The sequence below is a fragment of the Roseixanthobacter pseudopolyaromaticivorans genome, from assembly GCF_043195145.2.
Classification (GTDB): Bacteria; Pseudomonadota; Alphaproteobacteria; order Rhizobiales; family Xanthobacteraceae; genus NCEH01.
Window position 1 is genome coordinate 4,202,375 of the sequence record NZ_CM195539.1, and the last position, 17,551, is coordinate 4,219,925.

The 17,551-nt window shown below is 67.0% G+C and carries 16 protein-coding genes; 6 read left to right on the plus strand and 10 right to left on the minus strand.

What is annotated here, in order from left to right; all coding sequences use genetic code 11:
• Positions 1-48: 48 nt before the first annotated feature.
• The 6 genes from V5F68_RS19720 to V5F68_RS19745 all read right to left on the minus strand — a co-directional run bounded on the left by V5F68_RS19720 (position 49) and on the right by V5F68_RS19745 (position 5,606).
• Complete coding sequence (locus tag V5F68_RS19720; RefSeq protein ID WP_394015866.1) at positions 49-966, minus strand: hypothetical protein; 918 nt, start codon at positions 964-966, stop codon at positions 49-51.
• Between the two features lies 1 nt (position 967).
• Complete coding sequence (locus V5F68_RS19725) at positions 968-1,825, minus strand: HipA family kinase (protein ID WP_394015865.1); 858 nt, start codon at positions 1,823-1,825, stop codon at positions 968-970.
• Positions 1,826-2,013: 188 nt separating this feature from the next.
• Positions 2,014-2,688, minus strand: a complete 675-nt coding sequence (locus V5F68_RS19730) for a YoaK family protein (RefSeq protein ID WP_394015864.1) — start codon at positions 2,686-2,688, stop codon at positions 2,014-2,016.
• Between the two features lie 89 nt (positions 2,689-2,777).
• The gene (gene purN, locus V5F68_RS19735; RefSeq protein ID WP_394015863.1) at positions 2,778-3,428 is read right to left on the minus strand and encodes a phosphoribosylglycinamide formyltransferase; all 651 of its coding nucleotides are present in this window, start codon (positions 3,426-3,428) and stop codon (positions 2,778-2,780) included.
• Complete coding sequence (purM, locus tag V5F68_RS19740; protein WP_394015862.1) at positions 3,428-4,510, minus strand: phosphoribosylformylglycinamidine cyclo-ligase; 1,083 nt, start codon at positions 4,508-4,510, stop codon at positions 3,428-3,430. The genes purN and purM overlap by 1 nt, the downstream gene beginning before the upstream one ends.
• A 175-nt stretch (positions 4,511-4,685) precedes the next feature.
• Positions 4,686-5,606: a hydrogen peroxide-inducible genes activator gene (locus V5F68_RS19745; protein WP_394015861.1), complete on the minus strand. Its 921-nt coding sequence runs from the start codon at positions 5,604-5,606 to the stop codon at positions 4,686-4,688.
• A 123-nt stretch (positions 5,607-5,729) separates the two neighbouring features.
• On the opposite strand from V5F68_RS19745, the gene V5F68_RS19750 reads away from it, so the two are divergent.
• Complete coding sequence (locus V5F68_RS19750) at positions 5,730-7,235, plus strand: catalase (RefSeq protein ID WP_394015860.1); 1,506 nt, start codon at positions 5,730-5,732, stop codon at positions 7,233-7,235.
• A gap of 94 nt (positions 7,236-7,329) precedes the next feature.
• On the opposite strand, the gene aqpZ is transcribed toward V5F68_RS19750, so the two are convergent.
• Positions 7,330-8,016, minus strand: coding sequence for an aquaporin Z (gene aqpZ, locus V5F68_RS19755; protein ID WP_394015859.1), 687 nt, complete (start codon positions 8,014-8,016; stop codon positions 7,330-7,332).
• Positions 8,017-8,207: 191 nt separating this feature from the next.
• Between aqpZ and V5F68_RS19760 the strand changes: the two genes are divergently transcribed.
• Complete coding sequence (locus V5F68_RS19760; RefSeq protein WP_394015858.1) at positions 8,208-10,592, plus strand: carbohydrate-binding family V/XII; 2,385 nt, start codon at positions 8,208-8,210, stop codon at positions 10,590-10,592.
• A gap of 243 nt (positions 10,593-10,835) precedes the next feature.
• Here the strand turns inward: V5F68_RS19760 and mdoH are convergent, their stop codons facing one another.
• Complete coding sequence (gene mdoH / locus V5F68_RS19765; RefSeq protein WP_394015857.1) at positions 10,836-12,626, minus strand: glucans biosynthesis glucosyltransferase MdoH; 1,791 nt, start codon at positions 12,624-12,626, stop codon at positions 10,836-10,838.
• A gap of 120 nt (positions 12,627-12,746) precedes the next feature.
• Between mdoH and V5F68_RS19770 the strand changes: the two genes are divergently transcribed.
• From V5F68_RS19770 to V5F68_RS19785, 4 genes are read left to right on the plus strand one after another with little or no spacing between them, the layout of a single operon-like run.
• On the plus strand, positions 12,747-13,760 hold the full coding sequence (locus tag V5F68_RS19770; RefSeq protein ID WP_394015856.1) for a zinc-dependent alcohol dehydrogenase: 1,014 nt from the start codon (positions 12,747-12,749) through the stop codon (positions 13,758-13,760).
• 20 nt (positions 13,761-13,780) lie between these two features.
• A complete protein-coding gene (locus V5F68_RS19775; protein ID WP_394015855.1) occupies positions 13,781-14,185 on the plus strand; it encodes a 6-pyruvoyl trahydropterin synthase family protein in 405 nt (134 codons plus the stop codon).
• A complete protein-coding gene (locus V5F68_RS19780) occupies positions 14,182-15,243 on the plus strand; it encodes a glycosyltransferase family 4 protein (RefSeq protein ID WP_394015854.1) in 1,062 nt (353 codons plus the stop codon). Before V5F68_RS19775 ends, V5F68_RS19780 begins: the two co-directional genes overlap by 4 nt.
• Positions 15,240-16,127 carry an SAM-dependent methyltransferase gene (locus V5F68_RS19785; protein ID WP_394015853.1) on the plus strand — a complete coding sequence of 296 codons (888 nt, stop codon included), beginning with the start codon at positions 15,240-15,242 and terminating at the stop codon, positions 16,125-16,127. The genes V5F68_RS19780 and V5F68_RS19785 overlap by 4 nt, the downstream gene beginning before the upstream one ends.
• Here the strand turns inward: V5F68_RS19785 and V5F68_RS19790 are convergent.
• On the minus strand, positions 16,114-16,665 hold the full coding sequence (locus V5F68_RS19790) for a cytochrome b (RefSeq protein WP_394015852.1): 552 nt from the start codon (positions 16,663-16,665) through the stop codon (positions 16,114-16,116). The genes V5F68_RS19785 and V5F68_RS19790 overlap by 14 nt on opposite strands.
• On the minus strand, positions 16,625-17,431 hold the full coding sequence (locus tag V5F68_RS19795; RefSeq protein ID WP_394015851.1) for a RibD family protein: 807 nt from the start codon (positions 17,429-17,431) through the stop codon (positions 16,625-16,627). The genes V5F68_RS19790 and V5F68_RS19795 overlap by 41 nt, the downstream gene beginning before the upstream one ends.
• Positions 17,432-17,551 lie beyond the last annotated feature (120 nt).

The window sequence follows — 17,551 nt, forward strand, 5'->3', positions numbered from 1 at the left end:
ACAGGCCTAGCGGGACGGAAAAGAAGTGACTGTAAATGTAATCATCCCTTAAGCAGCTTCCTTCATTAGTATATGGGTGCCGATCTCGTCCACGGTGTTCATGGGACGTAACCTGATCTCTTCCTGATCCGCCTGCGCTTCGAGTGCTTCGAGAGCTTCCCCGAAGCGATCAACTTGCTTCTGGGTCAACTGAGGATCATTCATAAACGGGTATTGCACGATCATTTCGTGATCCCGCTTTATTAAAGCTGAAGGCTCTCGGTCACGATCAACCTTAAGCTCCCACAAACGAGTCTTGATCCGCCCCACGGACGCGGAGAAGTTGCTACTGGCAAGCGTCCCAAAGTTGGCTACCAGCTTCGAGCCGGCGAAATCAATGATCACGGTATGTGCATTCCGGCGCCGTTGTTGGCCGTGCCTGATCTCGCTGCTGAAGAATTGTCCCAGCGTTGGCCGTTCCATTTTCACATATTCGAACACGAGCGCCGGCAGACGGTCCCCACCTTCTCCAGCCTCCACAACTTCTTTCGGAGCCTCCGCCAGTTCCTCAGAAAGTTCAAGGGCGTCGCTTCGCTTATAAAGAGAGGACATCGCGGTCATCCACGACGTCGCGATCTGTTGAAGCGAAATTCCTTGTCCCTCGCGAAGGTCTCCTAGCAAAACGCTGGAAATTGCTGGCTTGAAGTCGATCAACGCGGATTTCGACCGCTTTAATAAATCGGCCTCAAGTACGTTGAGCGCAGTCTCGGCAAGTGTGATCGCCATTTCCGACGTATCGGCAAAGATGCATTCGAGACGCTGGAGTTGATTCGCGCGCTCCAAGTGGACGCCGTGCGCGCCGACAACAGCGATGCCGATCACGAATTGTTCCGGTGACCCCATGATCGGCCGAAAGAGTACAGGAGACCAAACCGCCCGTTGAAGGCGATCAAAGTCTTGGAAAATCGGAGCGTCTAGCGAGATCATTTCACGCTATCCTGGGCTCGTCGAGCGCGTCACCAGCGGCGCGCGGAACAAAGGGTATTCTATCTGTCAGAAACGAGATCAACGCCTCGAAGTCTGACGCACCAATTAGGTTAACGACACTGTTCTTTGTCCCAGCCTCCCTTACATCAACTCCACAGAGTCGGATCGGCAGGGCGGCGGCTTCATTGGCCAGCCTCTTTCGCTCGGCAGCTGACAAAAATAGGGTGACCCATTCGCGCAGCCGATGCGTATACGTTCCGGCCGCTACAAGGTCAGCCTTCGTCCAGGCCGGGCCCGTGAAACATCTACCGTGATCAATAATCCAGATATTCGCTCCAGTTGCAAACAGCACGTTTCCAACGTGGCGGTCCACGTTTGCAATCCACGCGTCGAAACCATATAGATTACCTAACCAAGACTCTTTCGCCAATAACTCAACGATTGGGCGAAGCAACTTTAGCGTTTCTTGGTCAGTTGGCCTTTTCACGAGCGAAGCGACTGACGGGCTATTCACGTTAACGCTAACAAACATAAGGCCGCGACCGTCCTGCATGATAGTGCGGGTCGCGCACGGATTTCCCGGCTCCGTAATGCCGATAAAGGCAGGAGGAACGGGGAGATCCAGCGCTGAAGCGAGGCTCGCTGCCATAATCTCGTTTGCCAGCTCCTTGGGGGCCAAATCTTTCAGGATTGCCGTCTTTAACTCTTTGTTGCGAGTGAGAATCTGCCCCTGATAGGTGTCCGTGACGTTCGCGATACCTGCGTCTTTGAAAGACGACGCTCCGGACATGACCTGGGCAAAATCGACAATGCCGACAGTGCTATTGTCATTGGCCGTCGTTACCGAATTGTCGTTCATCCAAATGCCCCCCGACAGTCTCCTTTAAAGCCTTCATTGCGAGGACGATAGGGCAAGTCGCACTTGAACGTCACGTTCGGTTTATTGGGATGATTGCGGTCCTCAGCAGAAGTTGGGCTCGGGCATTCGTTTAGAAGTTGCGAGCGCCGCTTCGGTCAGGAGCGGAACGCGTAGAACCCCCCTCCCCCCTAAACCCACCCGCCCCAAATCCCCACCATCGCCACCGCCAGCGCCGCCACCAGGATCGCCAGCGCCTCGAACAGGCCGAAGGCATTCACCGTCAGGGCGCCCAGGGCCACGCCGGCGATGAAGGTGAGCCAGGAGAGGCCGTAGATCGCGCATTCCATCGGCCGCACCCGGCCCTTGGCCGCCGCAACCAGGGATTGGCCGAAGCTGAATAGGGCCCCGGTCACGAAGCTTTTGCCCACGTCGGCCCCCAGCACCACTTGGTGCGCGGAATTCTGCATGCCCATGGCGATGGAGATCAGGAACAGCGGCGGCATCAGGCTGCCCGCCGCCACCAGGGCCAGCGCGCCGCACAGCAGCGCGATTTCAACCCCGAGCACCGCCAGCATGGGCCGGCGCACCGGCGCTTCGGCCACCAGCGTGCCCGCCACCGCGCCGATCACGAACGCGCAGATCACCATGGCTGTGCCGAGGAGCACATGCAGGTTCAGCGCCGCGAGCGCGGTGCCGAGGCGGGTGGTGTTGCCGCTCATGAAGGAGAGATAGAGCCCGCCCGCCTGGGCATAGCCCACCGCGTCCACATAGCCGGCCGCCCCGGTCATCAGGGTTGCGAGCACCAGGGGATAGCGCGCGGCGCCGGGCTTCGAAGGCGCGGGCTTCGACGGCGAGGATGTCATGCCAACCCGTTCCTTCCCCCACGCTCAGACGCGACGCGCGCAAGAGGCGACGCGCGCAAGACCCGCCTGATCCGGCGCCGAGCCCGGCCTTACACCCGCGGGGCGATCAGCACATCGAGGGGGGTGCGCGCACCGGAGATGAGGGCGCGCTCATCCTTCACCTGGATGCGCCCGCCGGCCAGCAGGGCCAGCCCGCGCGGATAGATGATGTGCTCCTGCGCCAGCACCCGCTCGGCCAGCGCCTCGGGCGTATCGTCGGGCCGCACCGGCACCACCGCCTGCAGCACGATCGGCCCATTGTCCATTTCCGGCCGCACCAGATGCACCGTGCAGCCGTGGAAGCGCACGCCCGCCTCCAGCGCGCGGGCATGGGTGTCCAGCCCCTTGAAGCTCGGCAGCAGCGAGGGGTGCACGTTGATCATGCGGTCCCGCCAGCGCTCCACCAGCCATGGGGTGAGAATGCGCATGAAGCCGGCAAGGCAGATGATCTCGATGCCCTCGATGCGCAAATGCGCGTCGAGCGCGGCGTCGAAGGCGATGCGGTCGGCGAAATCGCGATGGCTCAGCACCATGGTGCGGATGCCGGCTTCCTCGGCGAATTGCAGGCCGGCCGCATCCGCCCGGTTGGAGACGACGAGGGCGATCTCGGCGGGAAAATCGGGCGCCTCGGCGGCCTTGACCAGGGCCGCCATGTTAGAGCCCCGGCCGGAAATCAGAATGGCGACGCGCTTCTTGTGCATCAGGCGCCAGCCTCGCCCGCATCGAGGCCCAGCGCGCCGTCATAGACCACGCGGGCCGCGCCCTCGCCGGGCTCGATGACGCCGAGGCGGATCACGCTTTCGCCCATGTCGGCGAACGCGTCGGCCACCCGTTCCGCATCCTCGGCCGCCACCACCACCGCCATGCCGACCCCGCAATTGAAGGCGCGGAGCATTTCCTCCGGCGCCACGCCGCCCGCCTGGGCGAGCCAGCGGAACACCGGCGGCACGATGAGATTGGAAAGGTCGATGCGCGCGATGGTGCCCGCAGGCAGCACGCGCGGCAGGTTCTCGGTGATGCCGCCGCCGGTGATATGGGCGAGCGCCTTCACCGCATGGGTCTGGCGCACCACGCCCAGCACGCTGCGCACATAGAGCCGGGTCGGCTCCAGCAGCGCCACGCCGAGGTCGACACCGGGCGCGAACGGTGCCTCCACGTCCCAGGCGAGGCCCGCACGCTCGACGATCCGGCGCACCAGGGAATAGCCGTTGGAATGGATGCCGGAAGAGGCAAGGCCGAGGATCACGTCGTCCGACCCCACGTCCGGGCGGGGCAGCACGGCGGAGCGCTCCACCGCCCCCACCGAGAAGCCGGCGAGGTCGTAATCGCCTTCCGAATACATGCCCGGCATCTCGGCGGTCTCCCCGCCGATGAGCGCGCATCCCGCCTCCTTGCAGGCGCGCGCGACGCCGGCGACAATCTGCGCGCCGACATCCGGGGTAAGGTGGCCGGTGGCGAAATAATCCAGGAAGAACAGGGGCTCCGCGCCCTGCACCACCAGATCGTTCACGCACATGGCGACGAGGTCGATGCCGATGGTGTCGTGCTTGCCGGTCTCGATGGCGATCTTCAGCTTGGTGCCGACGCCGTCCGTGGTGGCGACCAGCAGCGGATCGAGGAAGCCGGCCCGCTTGAGATCGAACAGGCCGCCGAATCCGCCGATATCGGCCTCGGCGCCAGGCCGGGCGGTCGCCTTGACCAGCGGCTTGATGAGATCGACGAGCCGGTTCCCGGCATCGATATCGACCCCCGCGTCGCGATAATTGAGACCGTCCTGAGCCATTCCATCCTCACGCTTTCAGCGGGCTTAGCCGCGAACCGCGCGGGTGGCAAGGCTCAGGCGCGGCGCAAGAGCGCATGGCACCTCGGCGCCCACAGGGCCCGCCCGCGGCGGGCCTCCGGCGCGCGAGCGCGGCCGGGGGGCCGGCGAGAGGCGGGAAAGCGCCGTCCCGCAAAGCTCAGAGCGGCGTGAGCACCGGGCGCGGCGCGGCGCGGGGTCGGCATGCCTCTACCAGCCGGGCAAAGGCATCCACATCGGTGGAAAACGGCAAGGTCTTGCGCCAGACGAGGCCGATGGTGCGCCTCGGCTGCGGCTCGGGGAAGCGCATCAGCCGCACACGCGGAATGGCGCCGCCCTCCGATTGCACGAACATGTCGGGCAGCAAGGTGATGCCCTGCCCGTTGGCCACCAGCTGCACCAGGGTGGAGAGGCTGGTCGCGCCGAACCGGCGCAGCCGCTTCTGGTCCATGGCGCCGCACACCTGCAGCGCCTGGTCGCGGAAGCAATGCCCGTCCTCCAGCAGCAGCAGGTCCTCCGGCGCCAATTGGTCGGGCGAGGCGAACGGCGGGCCGGTGCCGGCCGGCTCGGGGATGGCCAGCAGGAAAGGATCATCGAACAGCGGCATGGTCGCGAGCGCCGGATGCTCCACCGGCAGCGAGAGGATCAGCAGATCGAGGCTGCCGTTGGCCAGTTCGGCGATGAGCTGCTCGGTCTGGGTTTCGCGCAGGGCGAGTTCAAGGCCAGGATGCTGGAGCCCCACTTCCGGCAGCAGGCGCGGCAAGAGGTAGGGCGCGACCGAGGGAATGACGCCAAGGCGCAGCCGGCCTTCCAGCAGCCGCCCGCGCGCGCGGATCGCCCGTTCGAGATCGGCGATGGAGGCGAGCACGGCGCGCGCACGCAGCGCCGCTTCCTCCCCGGCCGCCGTGAGGCTCACGCCGTTGCGACCGCGCTCCACCAGATCGACGCCGAGCAAGGTTTCCATCTCCTTCACCTGCATGGAGAGTGCTGGCTGGGTGACCGCGCATTCCTCAGCCGCGCGGCCGAAATGGCGGTGGCGCGAAAGGGCCTCGAAATAGCGAAGCTGTCGGGTGGAAAGCATCGCGATAAGATAATCTTATCTTGGAACCGATGCAAACTGATTTGTCCTGATGGCCGGAAGGGGTCATGGTGCGCGCCATCCGAGGGCTGCTTCCTGAGCGGCAGCGCAAACGAGAGAAGAGCCATGACCAAGCCGACACTGACGACGACGGCCGGCGCCCCGATCGCCGACAACCAGAATTCGATCACCGCCGGCGCGCGCGGCCCGGTGCTGCTGCAGGACTACCAACTGATCGAAAAGCTGGCGCACCAGAATCGCGAACGCATTCCCGAGCGCGTGGTGCATGCCAAGGGCTGGGGCGCGTTCGGCACCCTCACGATCACCGGCGACATCACCAAATACACCAAGGCCAAGGTGTTCCAGCCCGGCACCAAGACCGACATGCTGGCGCGCTTCTCCACCGTGGCCGGCGAACTCGGCGCGGCGGACGCGGAGCGCGACGTGCGCGGCTTCGCCCTGAAATTCTATACCCCGGAAGGCAATTGGGACCTGGTCGGCAACAACACCCCGGTGTTCTTCGTCCGCGACCCCTATAAGTTCCCGGACTTCATCCACACCCAGAAGCGCCACCCCAAGACCAACCTGCGCTCGCCCACCGCCATGTGGGATTTCTGGTCGCTCTCGCCCGAGAGCCTGCACCAGGTGACCATCCTGTTCTCCGACCGCGGCCTGCCCACCGACGTGCGGCACATGAACGGCTACGGCTCGCACACCTATTCCTTCATCAATGCCGCCAATGAGCGCTTCTGGGTGAAGTTCCACTTCAAGACCATTCAGGGCCACAAGCATTGGACCAACGGCGAAGCCAGCGAGATCGTCGGCCGCACCCGTGAATCCACCCAGGAAGACCTGTTCGGCTCGATCGAGAAGGGCGACTTCCCGAAGTGGAAGGTGCAGGTCCAGATCATGCCGGAACTGGATGCGGAGAACACCAGCTACAATCCCTTCGACCTCACCAAGGTGTGGCCGCACGGTGAATATCCGCCGATCGACGTCGGCGTGCTGGAGCTGAACCGCAACCCGGAAAACTATTTCAACGAGATCGAGCAGGCCGCCTTCTCGCCCTCGAACATCGTGCCCGGCATCGGCTTCTCGCCCGACAAGATGCTGCAGGGCCGCATCTTCTCTTATGCGGATGCGCACCGCTATCGCCTCGGCACCCATTACGAGCACCTGCCCGTCAACGCCGCCCGCTGCCCGGTCCATCACTATCACAAGGACGGAGCCATGCGCTTCTTCCCGCAGATGACCGGCAATACGGACGCGTATTACGAGCCCAACTCGTTCAACGGCGCGGCCGAAAACCCCGCCTTGCTGGAGCCGCCGCTGAAGATCTCGGGCGATGCCGAGCGCTACAGCCACCGCGTCGGCAATGACGATTATTCCCAGCCGCGCGCGCTGTTCCAGCTGTTCGACGCCGCCCAGCGCCAGCGCCTGTTCACCAACCTGGCCGAAGCCATGTGGGGCATTCCCCAGGAGATCGCCGACCGGCAGATCGCCCATTTTGACAAGGTCCATCCCGAATATGGCGCGGGCGTCCGCCAGGCGCTGGAGCACATGACGCGCGCCAAGGCCTCCGAGACCGCTCAGCAGCAGAAGATGCCCCAGGGCCCGCAAGCCGCCGAGTGAGCCCCTCCCGCCGCGCCGGCGGGGACAAGGCCAGCCTCACCACAGAAGGGACGGGCGTGGAGCGATCCACGCCCGTTTTTCTTATCCTCGCCGCTTAGTCTTCCAGCACCCGGAACCTGAACAGCAGGCCGGCGAGGACCGCGCCGATGGGCGGCACGATGATGAACAGCCAGAGCTGCGTCAGCGCCTTGCCGCCGGCGAACAGCGCCGGGCCGATGCTGCGTGCGGGATTGACCGAAACGCCGGTCACCGGAATGAACACGATATGGATCATCACCAGCGACAGGCCGATCGCGAGGCCCGCCGCCTGGGTGATGCCCGCCTTCGAGGTGGAGCCGAGAATGACCACCAGGAAGATGAAGGTGGCGACCAGTTCTGTGAGGATCGCCGAGCCGAGCCCGTAGCCGCCCAGATAGCCCTCGCCCCAGCCGTTCTGGCCCATGCCCTCGGCGACGCTGAAGCTGGCGAGCCGGCCCGAGGCGATCACATAGAGGATGCCGGCGCCGAGAATGCCGCCGATGATCTGGGCGATGATGTATTTCGGCACCTCGGCCGCGGAGAGGCGCCCGGCCGCCCACACGCCCAGGGTGACGGCGGGATTGATGTGGCAGCCGGACACATGGCCGATGCCATAGGCCATGGAGGTCACCGCCAGGCCGAACGCGAAGGCGATCTGAAAGGTGCCCAAATGCACACCGCCGGCGCCCGTGAGCACCGCAGCACCACAGCCGAAAAGCACGAGCGTTGCCGTGCCGAGACATTCCGCGACATATTTCTTCACGTCGTCTTCTCCCTGCCCGGGATGCTGCACGCATCCGCCGCCGCCGGCGCCCTCGGGCGCGGCCCCTAGATAGCGATCCCTTTTTTTGTGACCGTCAAGCTTGCGCGCCATCCGGCCCCGGCTGACGGAAGCGGCGGGAGATGCTAGGTCTTCGCCGTATGGGGCGGCAATGATGCAAGAGGGAAACGCCAATGTTGAGAGTTCGGCTTAAGGGTACCAGCGCCATCGCAGCGCTGACCATCGCGTCCATGCTCTCCGCGCCTTTTGCCTATGGTCAGCAGCCCCCGGCCCAGCAGGAAACCCAGGCGCCGGGCGCGGGAATCGCCTGGCCGCGCGATTTCGACGTGGGCGACAGCCGGCTCGAACTCTACCAGCCGCAGATCGACAGCTGGGACGGCAACAAGATCGGCGGCCGCGCCGCCGTCGCCATCGGCGCCAAGGACGGCGCACCCACCTATGGCTTCGCCGATTTCACCGCCATCACCACCGTGGACAAGGCCGAGGGCCTCGTCCATCTCGACGCCATCACCGTCACCAAGGTGGAAGTGCCCACCGCGCCCGAAAAGGCGGCCTCGATCCGCGAGGCGCTCACCAAGCGCCTGCCGGCGAACGGCATCACCGTGGCGCTGGACCATCTCCAGGCGAGCTATGCGGTCAACCAGAAGATCGCCGCCCTGAAGACTCAGCCGGTGGAGAACACGCCGCCGCGCATCGTCTTCACCGACACGCTCACCGTGCTGGTGTTGATCTCCGGCGATCCCGACCTGAAGCCGATCGCCGGCGTGAACGGCTTCCAGCGGGTCATCAACACGCGGCCCCTGATGCTGCGCGACGCCAAGGGCGTCTACCACCTCCAGGCCGCCGGCACCTGGTATGAGACCAGCAGCCTCGACAGCACCTGGGTGGTGACGCCCCAGCCGGCGAGCGCGCTCCAGAGCGCGGCCAAGGCCGCCGCCAAGCAGAATGCGCCCGACCCGCTGCTGGGACAGGACGGCAAGCCGATCACCCCGCCCCCGGCGATCTATGTCTCGGCGACACCGACCGAACTGGTGCAGACCAACGGCCAGCCGCAGATGCTCCCGGTCGCGGGCACCGGCCTGCTCTCCATGAGCAATGCCGACCACGCGGTGTTCATGGATCCCACCAACAACGCCTATTATGTGCTGATCTCGGGCCGCTGGTTCCGCGCCACCGATCTGCGCGGCCCCTGGGCCTTCGTCGCCTCCGACGCGCTGCCGGCGGATTTCGCGAAGATCTCGCCGCAGGATCCGAAGGCCAATGTGCTGGTTTCGGTGGCCGGAACGCCTCAGGCCAAGGAAGCGGCCATCGCCGCCACCATTCCCCAGACCGCGACGGTCAAGCGCTCCACCAGCGGCAGCGTCACCTATCAGGGCGCGCCGCAATTCGTGGAGATCGCCGGCACCAGCTTGAAATATGCGGTCAACACGCCGCTGCCGGTGATCCAGGTCAGCTCCAACCGCTTCTACATGGTCTCGCAGGGCGTGTGGTTCGTCTCCGCCTCGCCCACCGGACCCTGGCGGGTCGCCGATTCGGTGCCGGACGTGATCTATACAATCCCCGTCGCCTCGCCCGTGCATTACGTGACCTATGTGCGGATCTATTCGGTGCAGCCCGAGACCGTGGTGGTGGGCTATACGCCCGGCTATATGGGCGTGATGGTCGCGCCCGGCGGCACGGTGGTCTACGGCAGCGGCTATTATTGCACCGGCTATGCCGGGGCCACCTGGTGGTATGGCTGCCCGGCGACCTATGGCTATGGCGCCGGCTTCGCGCTCGGCGCGACCGTGGGCTTCGGCTTCGGCTTCGCCGCCGGCTGGGCCTGGGGCGCCGCCGTGAACCCCTATTGGGGTCCCTATTGGGGCGCCGGCCCCTGGGGCGGCCATTGGGGCTATACCAATCTCAACTACACCAACATGTATGGCCGCTGGGGCGGCGACGCGGTGGTGGCCCATTCCTGGGGCGTGACCGCCAACGGCACCGCCTGGTCCTCGCGCGCCTGGTCCGGCACCACGGCCCGCGGGACCGACTTCGCCGGCCGCTCGGCGGCGGCGTTCAACCCCTATACCGGCAATTACGGCGCCGCCCGCGACAACAGCCGCTACAATCCCTATACGGGCGCGCGCGGCCAATCGAGCGCGTCGGTCACCGGCAATGCCTATACCGGCAACAAGGAAGCGACGCGCGAATCCACCGGCTATAATCCCACCGCCGGCACCGCCCACGCCTCCTCCACCTCGGTCAGCCGCGAGAACGGCCAGGTGAATGTGGACAGCAAGGGCGTCGCCACCAACCAGCGCACTGGCAACACGGTGGGCTGGAACAACGGCAACGTCTATGCGGACCATGACGGCAACGTCTACCAGCACTCGGACACGGGCTGGAACAAGGCCACCTCTTCCGGCTGGCAGTCGGTGGACCACAATGCCGCCCCCGCCAATCTCGACCAGGAGCGCCAGGCGCGCCAGTGGGGCAACGAGCGGGTGGATTCCGGCGCCGACCGCTTCGGCGGCTATGGCGGCGGGGCGCGCTTCGGCGGCGGCGGCTTCCGCCGCTGAGCGCAGGTCCCAAGACGCACGCGGGCGCCCCTCGGGGCGCCCGTTTCATGTCGGCCCGGCCGGTCTCCAATCCGGGCCGCGCGCTTCGGATTCATCCTTGGTGAACGTTCGCCCGAAAAGGCGGTGTCATCCGCCGGAAAGGCGCGGAGAAGATCCACGAAACCCCTGTTCGTCCGCGCTAAGTCCATGTTTCACGTGAAACATTTTCCACACGGACGGCATCTTTAGCGGTTCTCGCCGCCTTTATGCGGCCACGCGGCGCGGCGCAGCGGCGGGCGGGGCAAGGGCGCTGAAGATCGCCGGCGGGGCGGCTTCCTCCGGTGTCGCGCACAGCCCCCGGGCGGCCAGCCACGCGCCGAAGCGCGGATCGGCGGTGAAGACTGCGAACGGTATGGCCAGCCAGCAGCCGGCGATCAGCGGCGCGGTCCAGAGCAGCAGCACCGGCGCTATCAGCGCCATGGCGAGCGCCACCGCCAGCCCGAACACCGTGGGCAGCCACAGCGCGCGCGCGGCGACATGCCAGGACAGCGCATGGGCGTCGCGCGCCTGCCCGTTCCACACGCCGTGCACATGGCCGAAGGCCAGCAGCGCCAGGAACCGCGTGGTGGACAGCGCCATGATGGGCGCCAGCAGGAAGGCGAACGCCAGTTCCGCCAGCGCCGAAAGCGTAAAGCGCCCCGCCCCGCCATAGCGCGCCGCGCCACCCGCGGAGAGCGCGACGTCCAGCAGGCCGGCCAGCTTGGGCGACAGCGACATGAACAGCAGGCCGAGATAAAGGCCCGCCGCGCCCGCCCCGACCGCCGGGGAAGCGTCCATCGCCGCAAACGGCAGCAGCAGCAGCGCCAGCGGCACCGCCGGCATGGCCGCGAACATCAGGATCGCCCACACCAGCTGGAACCGGCTCATGGGCAGCAGGCCGGGCAGGGAGAGCAAGCGCGTGTATTGCAGATTGCCGAGGCACCACCGCAAATCGCGGGCCATGAAATCCAGCACGGTCGGCGGATTTTCTTCGAAGCTCTCGCCCTCCACCGGCACCACCCGCACCTCGTAGCCGGCCCGGCGCATCAGCACCGCCTCCACCTGGTCGTGGGAGAGAATCGGACCGCCGAGCGGCGGTTCGCCGGGCAGGAGCGGCAGCTCGCAATGAAGTGTGAAGGGCTGCACCCGGATTAGCGCGTTATGCCCCCAGAACGGCCCGCAATCCCCCGCCCACCACGTCGCGCCGAGCGTGTAGCAGCGCATGCCATGGCGCATGCCGAACTGGAACAGGCGGGCGAAGCCGCTGGCGCTGGGCAGCCCGACGACCAGGCTCTGGAGGATGCCGATGCGCGGGTTCGCCTCCAGGATCCGCACCAGATCGAGCACCGCTGGCGCGCCCATCAGGCTGTCCGCGTCGAGCGGCAGCATGAAATCGTATCCGCCGCCCCAGGTCAGGCAGAAGTCCCGCACATTGCCCGCCTTGAAGCCGCTGTTCACCGGGCGGCGGCGATAGACGATGCGCCCACTGCCCGCCTCCGCCCGCCAGCGGGCAACCGCCGCCTCCTCGGCCCGAGCCACATCCTCGCGATTGGTGTCGCTGAGCAGGAAATAATCGAACTGCCCGCCGAAGCCGGTCGCGTCGAGCCCGGCCTTCACCGCACGCAAACGTGAAAGCGCACGTTCGGGATCTTCGTTGCGGAGCGTCATAAGAATGGCCGTGCGCGTCGACACATGGGCATCGCGGCCACGGCCCAGAAACGGCGCCGCCTGCATCACACCGTCACGGCGCGCGTGCAGAAGAAAAAGACCAACCGAGGCATTCCAGAAACCAATCGCATTCCAGGGCGTTGCGACCAGCACACATGCGAGCAGCACCAGATCGACGGCCCGCCAGCCATTCTGCGCCGCGAGCTGGGTCGCGCACAGGGCAACGAATGCTAGTGTGGCGAGGTTGAGGGCCAGCATGGTCAAGCGACGGCGCTGCATCACCCGCCGGCGAGCGGCGGCGAGCGGGAGGTCGGCGAGCAAGGTGGAAGGCTCTGGCCGGACGTTCATGAAGGCTCCGGTGGGTGGGATGGATCAAGGCAAGGGGTCGGCGGGATTGCGATGATGGAACAACGTGCTGCGCGCCAAAGCCAGGAACAAGCTCGCGAGCGGGCCGGAGATGCCAGGGACGTGAAAGCTGCCGATCACACCGAAGGTAAGACCGTGGAGCCCATCCATGCCGAGGCCCTGTGGTATGTCGCCCCGCGCTGCGCGCGGCTCAAGGGCGAAACGCTGCGCCCGCGCGAACGTGACGAGCTTCTCATCACCACCTCCTGGAGCGCGGTGAGCCGGGGCACCGAGCGCATGATCTATGACGGCCTCACCGATCCCGTGCATCGCGGCTGCATGCGCGCGCCCATGCAGTCCGGCGAATTCCCTTTCCCGGTCAAATACGGCTATTGCGCGGTCGGCCGCGTCACCGCCGGGCCGGCCCCCTTGCTGGGCCGCGACGTGTTCGCGCTCCATCCCCACCAGGATCGCTTCCTGATCGGCGCCGACAAGGCGATGCTGGTGCCGCGCGATGTGCCCGCCCGCCGTGCCACGCTCGCCGCCAATATGGAAACGGCGCTGAACGCGCTCTGGGACAGCGGCGCGGGCGCGGGCGACCGCATCGTCGTGGTGGGCGCGGGCCTCGTGGGGCTTCTGATCGTCTACCTCGCCGCCCAATTGCCGGGCGCGGACGTGACCGCCCTCGACCCGTGCGAGCAGCGGCGCGTGATCGTCGAATCGTTCGGGGCGCGGTTTTCCGCCTGCCCGGATCCGATCGCCGAGGCGGACGTGGTGTTCCATGCCAGCGCCACCTCTGCAGGACTCGCCGCCGCCATCGGCTGCTGCGGACATTCGGCCACGCTGGTGGAGGTGAGCTGGTATGGCGACAAGCCGGTGACCGTGGAACTGGGCGGCCCGTTCCATGCCAAGAGGCTACGCCTGCTCTCCTCGCAGGTCGGCGCCGTGCCGCCGGAACGCCAGCCGCGCTGGACCCTTAAGCGCCGGCTCGCCAAAGCGCTCGACCTGCTCGCGGACCCGCGGCTCGACGCGCTGATCACCGACGAGGTGGCCTTCGCCGATCTGCCCCATTCTCTCGACCGCATCCTCGGAGCCCAACCCGATGCGGTGGCGACCGTGGTGCGCTATAGCGCCTGAACGGCAAGGACATCTGTCTCATGTATGCAGTGGAAGTGCGCGACCACATCATGATCGCCCATAGCTTCAAGGGCGATCTGTTCGGCCCGGCCCAGGCGCTGCACGGCGCCACCTTCGTGGTGGACGTGGCCTTCTTCAGCCGCGAGCTGACGGCGGAGGGCGTGGTGGCGGACATCGGCCGCGCCCTCGATGCGCTCAAAGCGGTGCTCGGCCCCCTCACCTATCGCAATCTCGACGACCTGCCGGAATTCGCGGGGCGCAACACCACGACCGAGGTGCTGTGCCGCCATATCTTCGACCGCATGGCGGACGCGGCGCGCACCGGCGCCCTGGGCACGGGCGGCGATGCGCTCGCCAAGCTGCGGGTGACGCTGCATGAATCGCATGTGGCGCGGGCCTGGTATGAGGGCGATATCGCCGCATGATCGCGGCGGCCTTCGCCATTCCCGGGGACCTGAACCTGACGACCGGGGGCTATGCCTACGACCGCGAGGTGCTGAGCCGCTTTCCGATGGACGGCCTTTCGCTGACGCATCTCGCCCTGCCGGCCGGCTTTCCCATCCCGACCGGCGCGCAGGTGCGCGAGGCGCTGGCCGCGCTCGCCGCCACCGCGCCGCAGACCCTGCTGTTCATCGACGGCCTCGCCCTCGGCGCCCTGCCGGCAGATGGCCTTGCGGCGCTGGACCGGCGCATCGTCGCGCTGATCCATCATCCGCTGTCTCTGGAAGCCGGCCTTCCGGCCGAAGGGCGCGCGTGCCTGGCGGAGAGCGAATGTGCCGCCCTGGCCCGATGCGTCCACGTGGTGGCGACCAGCCCCGCCACTGGCCGTACCCTGATCCGCGATTTCGGCGTCGATCCCACGCGCCTGACCATTGCCGTGCCAGGCACGGCGCCGGCCGCACGGGCGCCGGCAGACGGCAACCCGCCACGCCTGCTGGCCGTGGGCTCGCTCATTCCGCGCAAGGGATATGACGTGCTCCTTGAAGCCCTCGGCCGGCTGAAGGGGGTTTCCTGGAGCCTGACCATCATCGGCAGCCTCGACCTGCATCCCTCGACCGCCGACCAGGTGCGCACCCTTATCGCCACCCATGGCCTGGAAGAGCGTGTCACCCTGGCTGGTGCCCGCTCCGCCGAGGAATTGGTGCACGCGTTTGCGGCGAGCGACCTGTTCGTCCATCCCTCGCTGTTCGAGGGCTACGGCATGGTGCTGGCAGAAGCGATGCGCCACGGCCTGCCAATTGTCTGCACCACCGGCGGCGCGGCGAACGAAACCGTGCCGGACCGCGCCGCGCTGAAGGTGCCCCCGGGCGACGTGGAGGCCCTCGCCGGCGCCCTGCGCATCTGCCTGCTCTCCCCGAACGAGCGCCGCCGCCTCGCCGAAGCGGCCTTCGCCGCCGGGCAGATGCTGCCCGATTGGGACCGGACCGCCCAGCTCATCGCCGGCGCGCTCAAGGGCGCCGCAGCGCCGGAGACTTTGTCATGACTGAATTTTCCGCCCAATGGCTGGCCTTGCGCGAGCCCGCGGACGTGGCCGCGCGCCATGCCGGCCTCGCCGCGGATCTCGCGCTGCGCCTTGCCCGGCACGCAGGTGGCGCGGACCGCGAGCAGCGCATCGTCGATCTCGGGGCCGGCACTGGCTCCAATCTGCGCGCCACGGCGCCGCTGCTCGGCCCACGCCAGAGCTGGCGTCTCCTGGATCACGATTCCGCCCTGCTGGAGGAGGCACGCGCCGCCCTGGCGGCCTGGGGCGCCGAACGGGGCATGGCGGTGCAAAGCGCCGGGTCGCGGCTGGTTCTGGAAGGAAAGGGGCGGCACATCGCCATCTCCTTCGCCGAGGCCGATCTCGCGGCCGGGCTGGGCGCCATCGGCACGGGCGAACCGCACCTCGTCACCGCCTCCGCTTTCTTCGACTTGGTTTCCGCCGAATGGATCGCCCGGTTCGCGGCGCAGGTCGCGCAACAGGGTGCGCTGTTCTACACGGTGCTGACCTGCGACGGCCGCGATGCCTGGCATCCCGGCCATGCGGCCGATGGCGAGATCGCCCGCGCCTTCCAGGCCCATCAGGCGCGCGACAAGGGCTTCGGCCCGGCCGCCGGGCCGCAGGCCAGCACCTTGCTCGCCGAAGCCTTTCAGAGGCAGGGCTATGGCACGCGGGAGGAGAGCAGCCCCTGGCGCCTCGGCCCGCATCATGGCCCCCTGATCGCCGCTTTGGCGCAGGGCACGGCCGGCGCGGCGGCGCAGACCGGGCTGCTGGCGGAAGAGACCGTCTCCGCCTGGCTGAACGCGCGCCGGCACGCGACATGCGAGATCGGCCACGCCGATCTGCTCGCCTGGCCGCCCGAGGCCCGAGCGCTCAGCCCCGGCTGAGCGCCGGCAGCATGCGCGACAGCACGCCGTCGCGCCGCACGATGCCGTGGTAGAGACCGGCGAGAATGTGGAGCGTCACCAGCGCGGCGGTGAAATAGCCGAGATATTGGTGGGCGCCGTTCAAAAGGTCGGACAGGCCGTCATTCTTCGGCGCGATGGCCGGCAGCGTGAACAGGCCGAACACGCTCACCGCCGACCCATAGGCGGACGAGCCCGCCCAGCCGAGAAGCGGCATCACGAAGATCAGCACATAAAGCAGGTGATGCACGCCGTTGGAGGCCGCCCATTGCCAATCCGGCAGGCCGGGCGGGCGGGGCGGCTTGCCCTTCACCACCCGAACCGCCACCCGCAGCACCGCAAGGCACAGGATGGTGAAGCCGATGGAGCGGTGGAGATCGAAAAGTCGATCCTGCGCGGGCCCGTCGGGCAGGCGCAGCATGATGAAGCCGAACGGAATCACCAGCAGCACCGCCGCCGCGGTGATCCAATGAATCCACCTAGCCGGCGGAGAATAAGGAATGACCTGCGGCTCGCTCATGGTCGCGCGTCCCGTCCTCATGGGGGGAGCGGCCATCCCCGGTGCCGGTTTCCGAAACTCGAGCACCCCCGGCCGCCGGCAGGCGCAGATCGCACGCAAACAGCACGTCGCCGTCGGGAAACACCTCGACCCGGCTCGCCGGTCGCAACGCATCCTTCAGCGCGGCGATAGGAGCAAGCTCAAGGCCCGCACGGCCGGAGCCGAGAATGACCGGAGACACCAGCACATGGAAGCCGTCCATGCAGCCCGCATCCAGAAATGACGACAATGTGCGCGTGCCGCCCTCCACCAGGATGCGGAACAGGCCCTGCCCCCGCAGCGCCTCCAGGATCGCTTGTGGCGTCATGCGTCCGGCGGCGTCGGCGGACACCGCCACCGCCTCCACACCGGCGGGAAGTGTGCCCTTAACGTCGGGGCGGCGCAGCACCAGGCGGCGGGCCCCGTCCGCGCCCAGGCAGCGGGCCGAAAGATCCAGCCGGCCGGACGGATCAATGATGACGCGGGCCGGATTTTTTCCCGGCACCCGGCGCACGTTCAGCAGCGGATCGTCGGCGGCAACCGTGCCCACTCCCACCACAACCGCATCGGCACTTGCCCGAAGCCGGTGCAGATGATCCAGCGCATACGCGCCGCTGATGTATTTCGATTCGCCTGAAACCGTGGCGATACGCCCGTCCAGCGATTGGCCGAGCTGGCCGATCACGAGGGAGCGATCCGTGCATTGTGCACTCGCGCTCAGGCTCAGGAATGGGTCATAGTTCTGCATCGCCCTCGACTTAGCATAAACGGGCGGCGCCGGATGCAGGGGCCGGCGCGGCGCACGGCACCTTAGGCCGGGCGGGGGTGGGCTGGGAACGCAACGGCGATGGCACCGTTTGTGTGTGAG

What these genes read in the sequence shown, in the direction of transcription:
- V5F68_RS19780 (WP_394015854.1), top strand. Translation starts at nt 14,182, where the DNA reads ATGATCGCGGCGGCCTTCGCCATTCCCGGGGACCTGAACCTGACGACC.
- V5F68_RS19730 (WP_394015864.1), bottom strand. Translation starts at nt 2,688, where the DNA reads ATGACATCCTCGCCGTCGAAGCCCGCGCCTTCGAAGCCCGGCGCCGCG.
- V5F68_RS19725 (WP_394015865.1), bottom strand. Translation starts at nt 1,825, where the DNA reads ATGAACGACAATTCGGTAACGACGGCCAATGACAATAGCACTGTCGGC.
- V5F68_RS19760 (WP_394015858.1), top strand. Translation starts at nt 8,208, where the DNA reads ATGTTGAGAGTTCGGCTTAAGGGTACCAGCGCCATCGCAGCGCTGACC.
- purM (WP_394015862.1), bottom strand. Translation starts at nt 4,510, where the DNA reads ATGGCTCAGGACGGTCTCAATTATCGCGACGCGGGGGTCGATATCGAT.
- V5F68_RS19775 (WP_394015855.1), top strand. Translation starts at nt 13,781, where the DNA reads ATGTATGCAGTGGAAGTGCGCGACCACATCATGATCGCCCATAGCTTC.
- V5F68_RS19750 (WP_394015860.1), top strand. Translation starts at nt 5,730, where the DNA reads ATGACCAAGCCGACACTGACGACGACGGCCGGCGCCCCGATCGCCGAC.
- V5F68_RS19745 (WP_394015861.1), bottom strand. Translation starts at nt 5,606, where the DNA reads ATGCTTTCCACCCGACAGCTTCGCTATTTCGAGGCCCTTTCGCGCCAC.
- purN (WP_394015863.1), bottom strand. Translation starts at nt 3,428, where the DNA reads ATGCACAAGAAGCGCGTCGCCATTCTGATTTCCGGCCGGGGCTCTAAC.
- V5F68_RS19795 (WP_394015851.1), bottom strand. Translation starts at nt 17,431, where the DNA reads ATGCAGAACTATGACCCATTCCTGAGCCTGAGCGCGAGTGCACAATGC.
- V5F68_RS19790 (WP_394015852.1), bottom strand. Translation starts at nt 16,665, where the DNA reads ATGAGCGAGCCGCAGGTCATTCCTTATTCTCCGCCGGCTAGGTGGATT.
- mdoH (WP_394015857.1), bottom strand. Translation starts at nt 12,626, where the DNA reads ATGAACGTCCGGCCAGAGCCTTCCACCTTGCTCGCCGACCTCCCGCTC.
- V5F68_RS19720 (WP_394015866.1), bottom strand. Translation starts at nt 966, where the DNA reads ATGATCTCGCTAGACGCTCCGATTTTCCAAGACTTTGATCGCCTTCAA.
- V5F68_RS19785 (WP_394015853.1), top strand. Translation starts at nt 15,240, where the DNA reads ATGACTGAATTTTCCGCCCAATGGCTGGCCTTGCGCGAGCCCGCGGAC.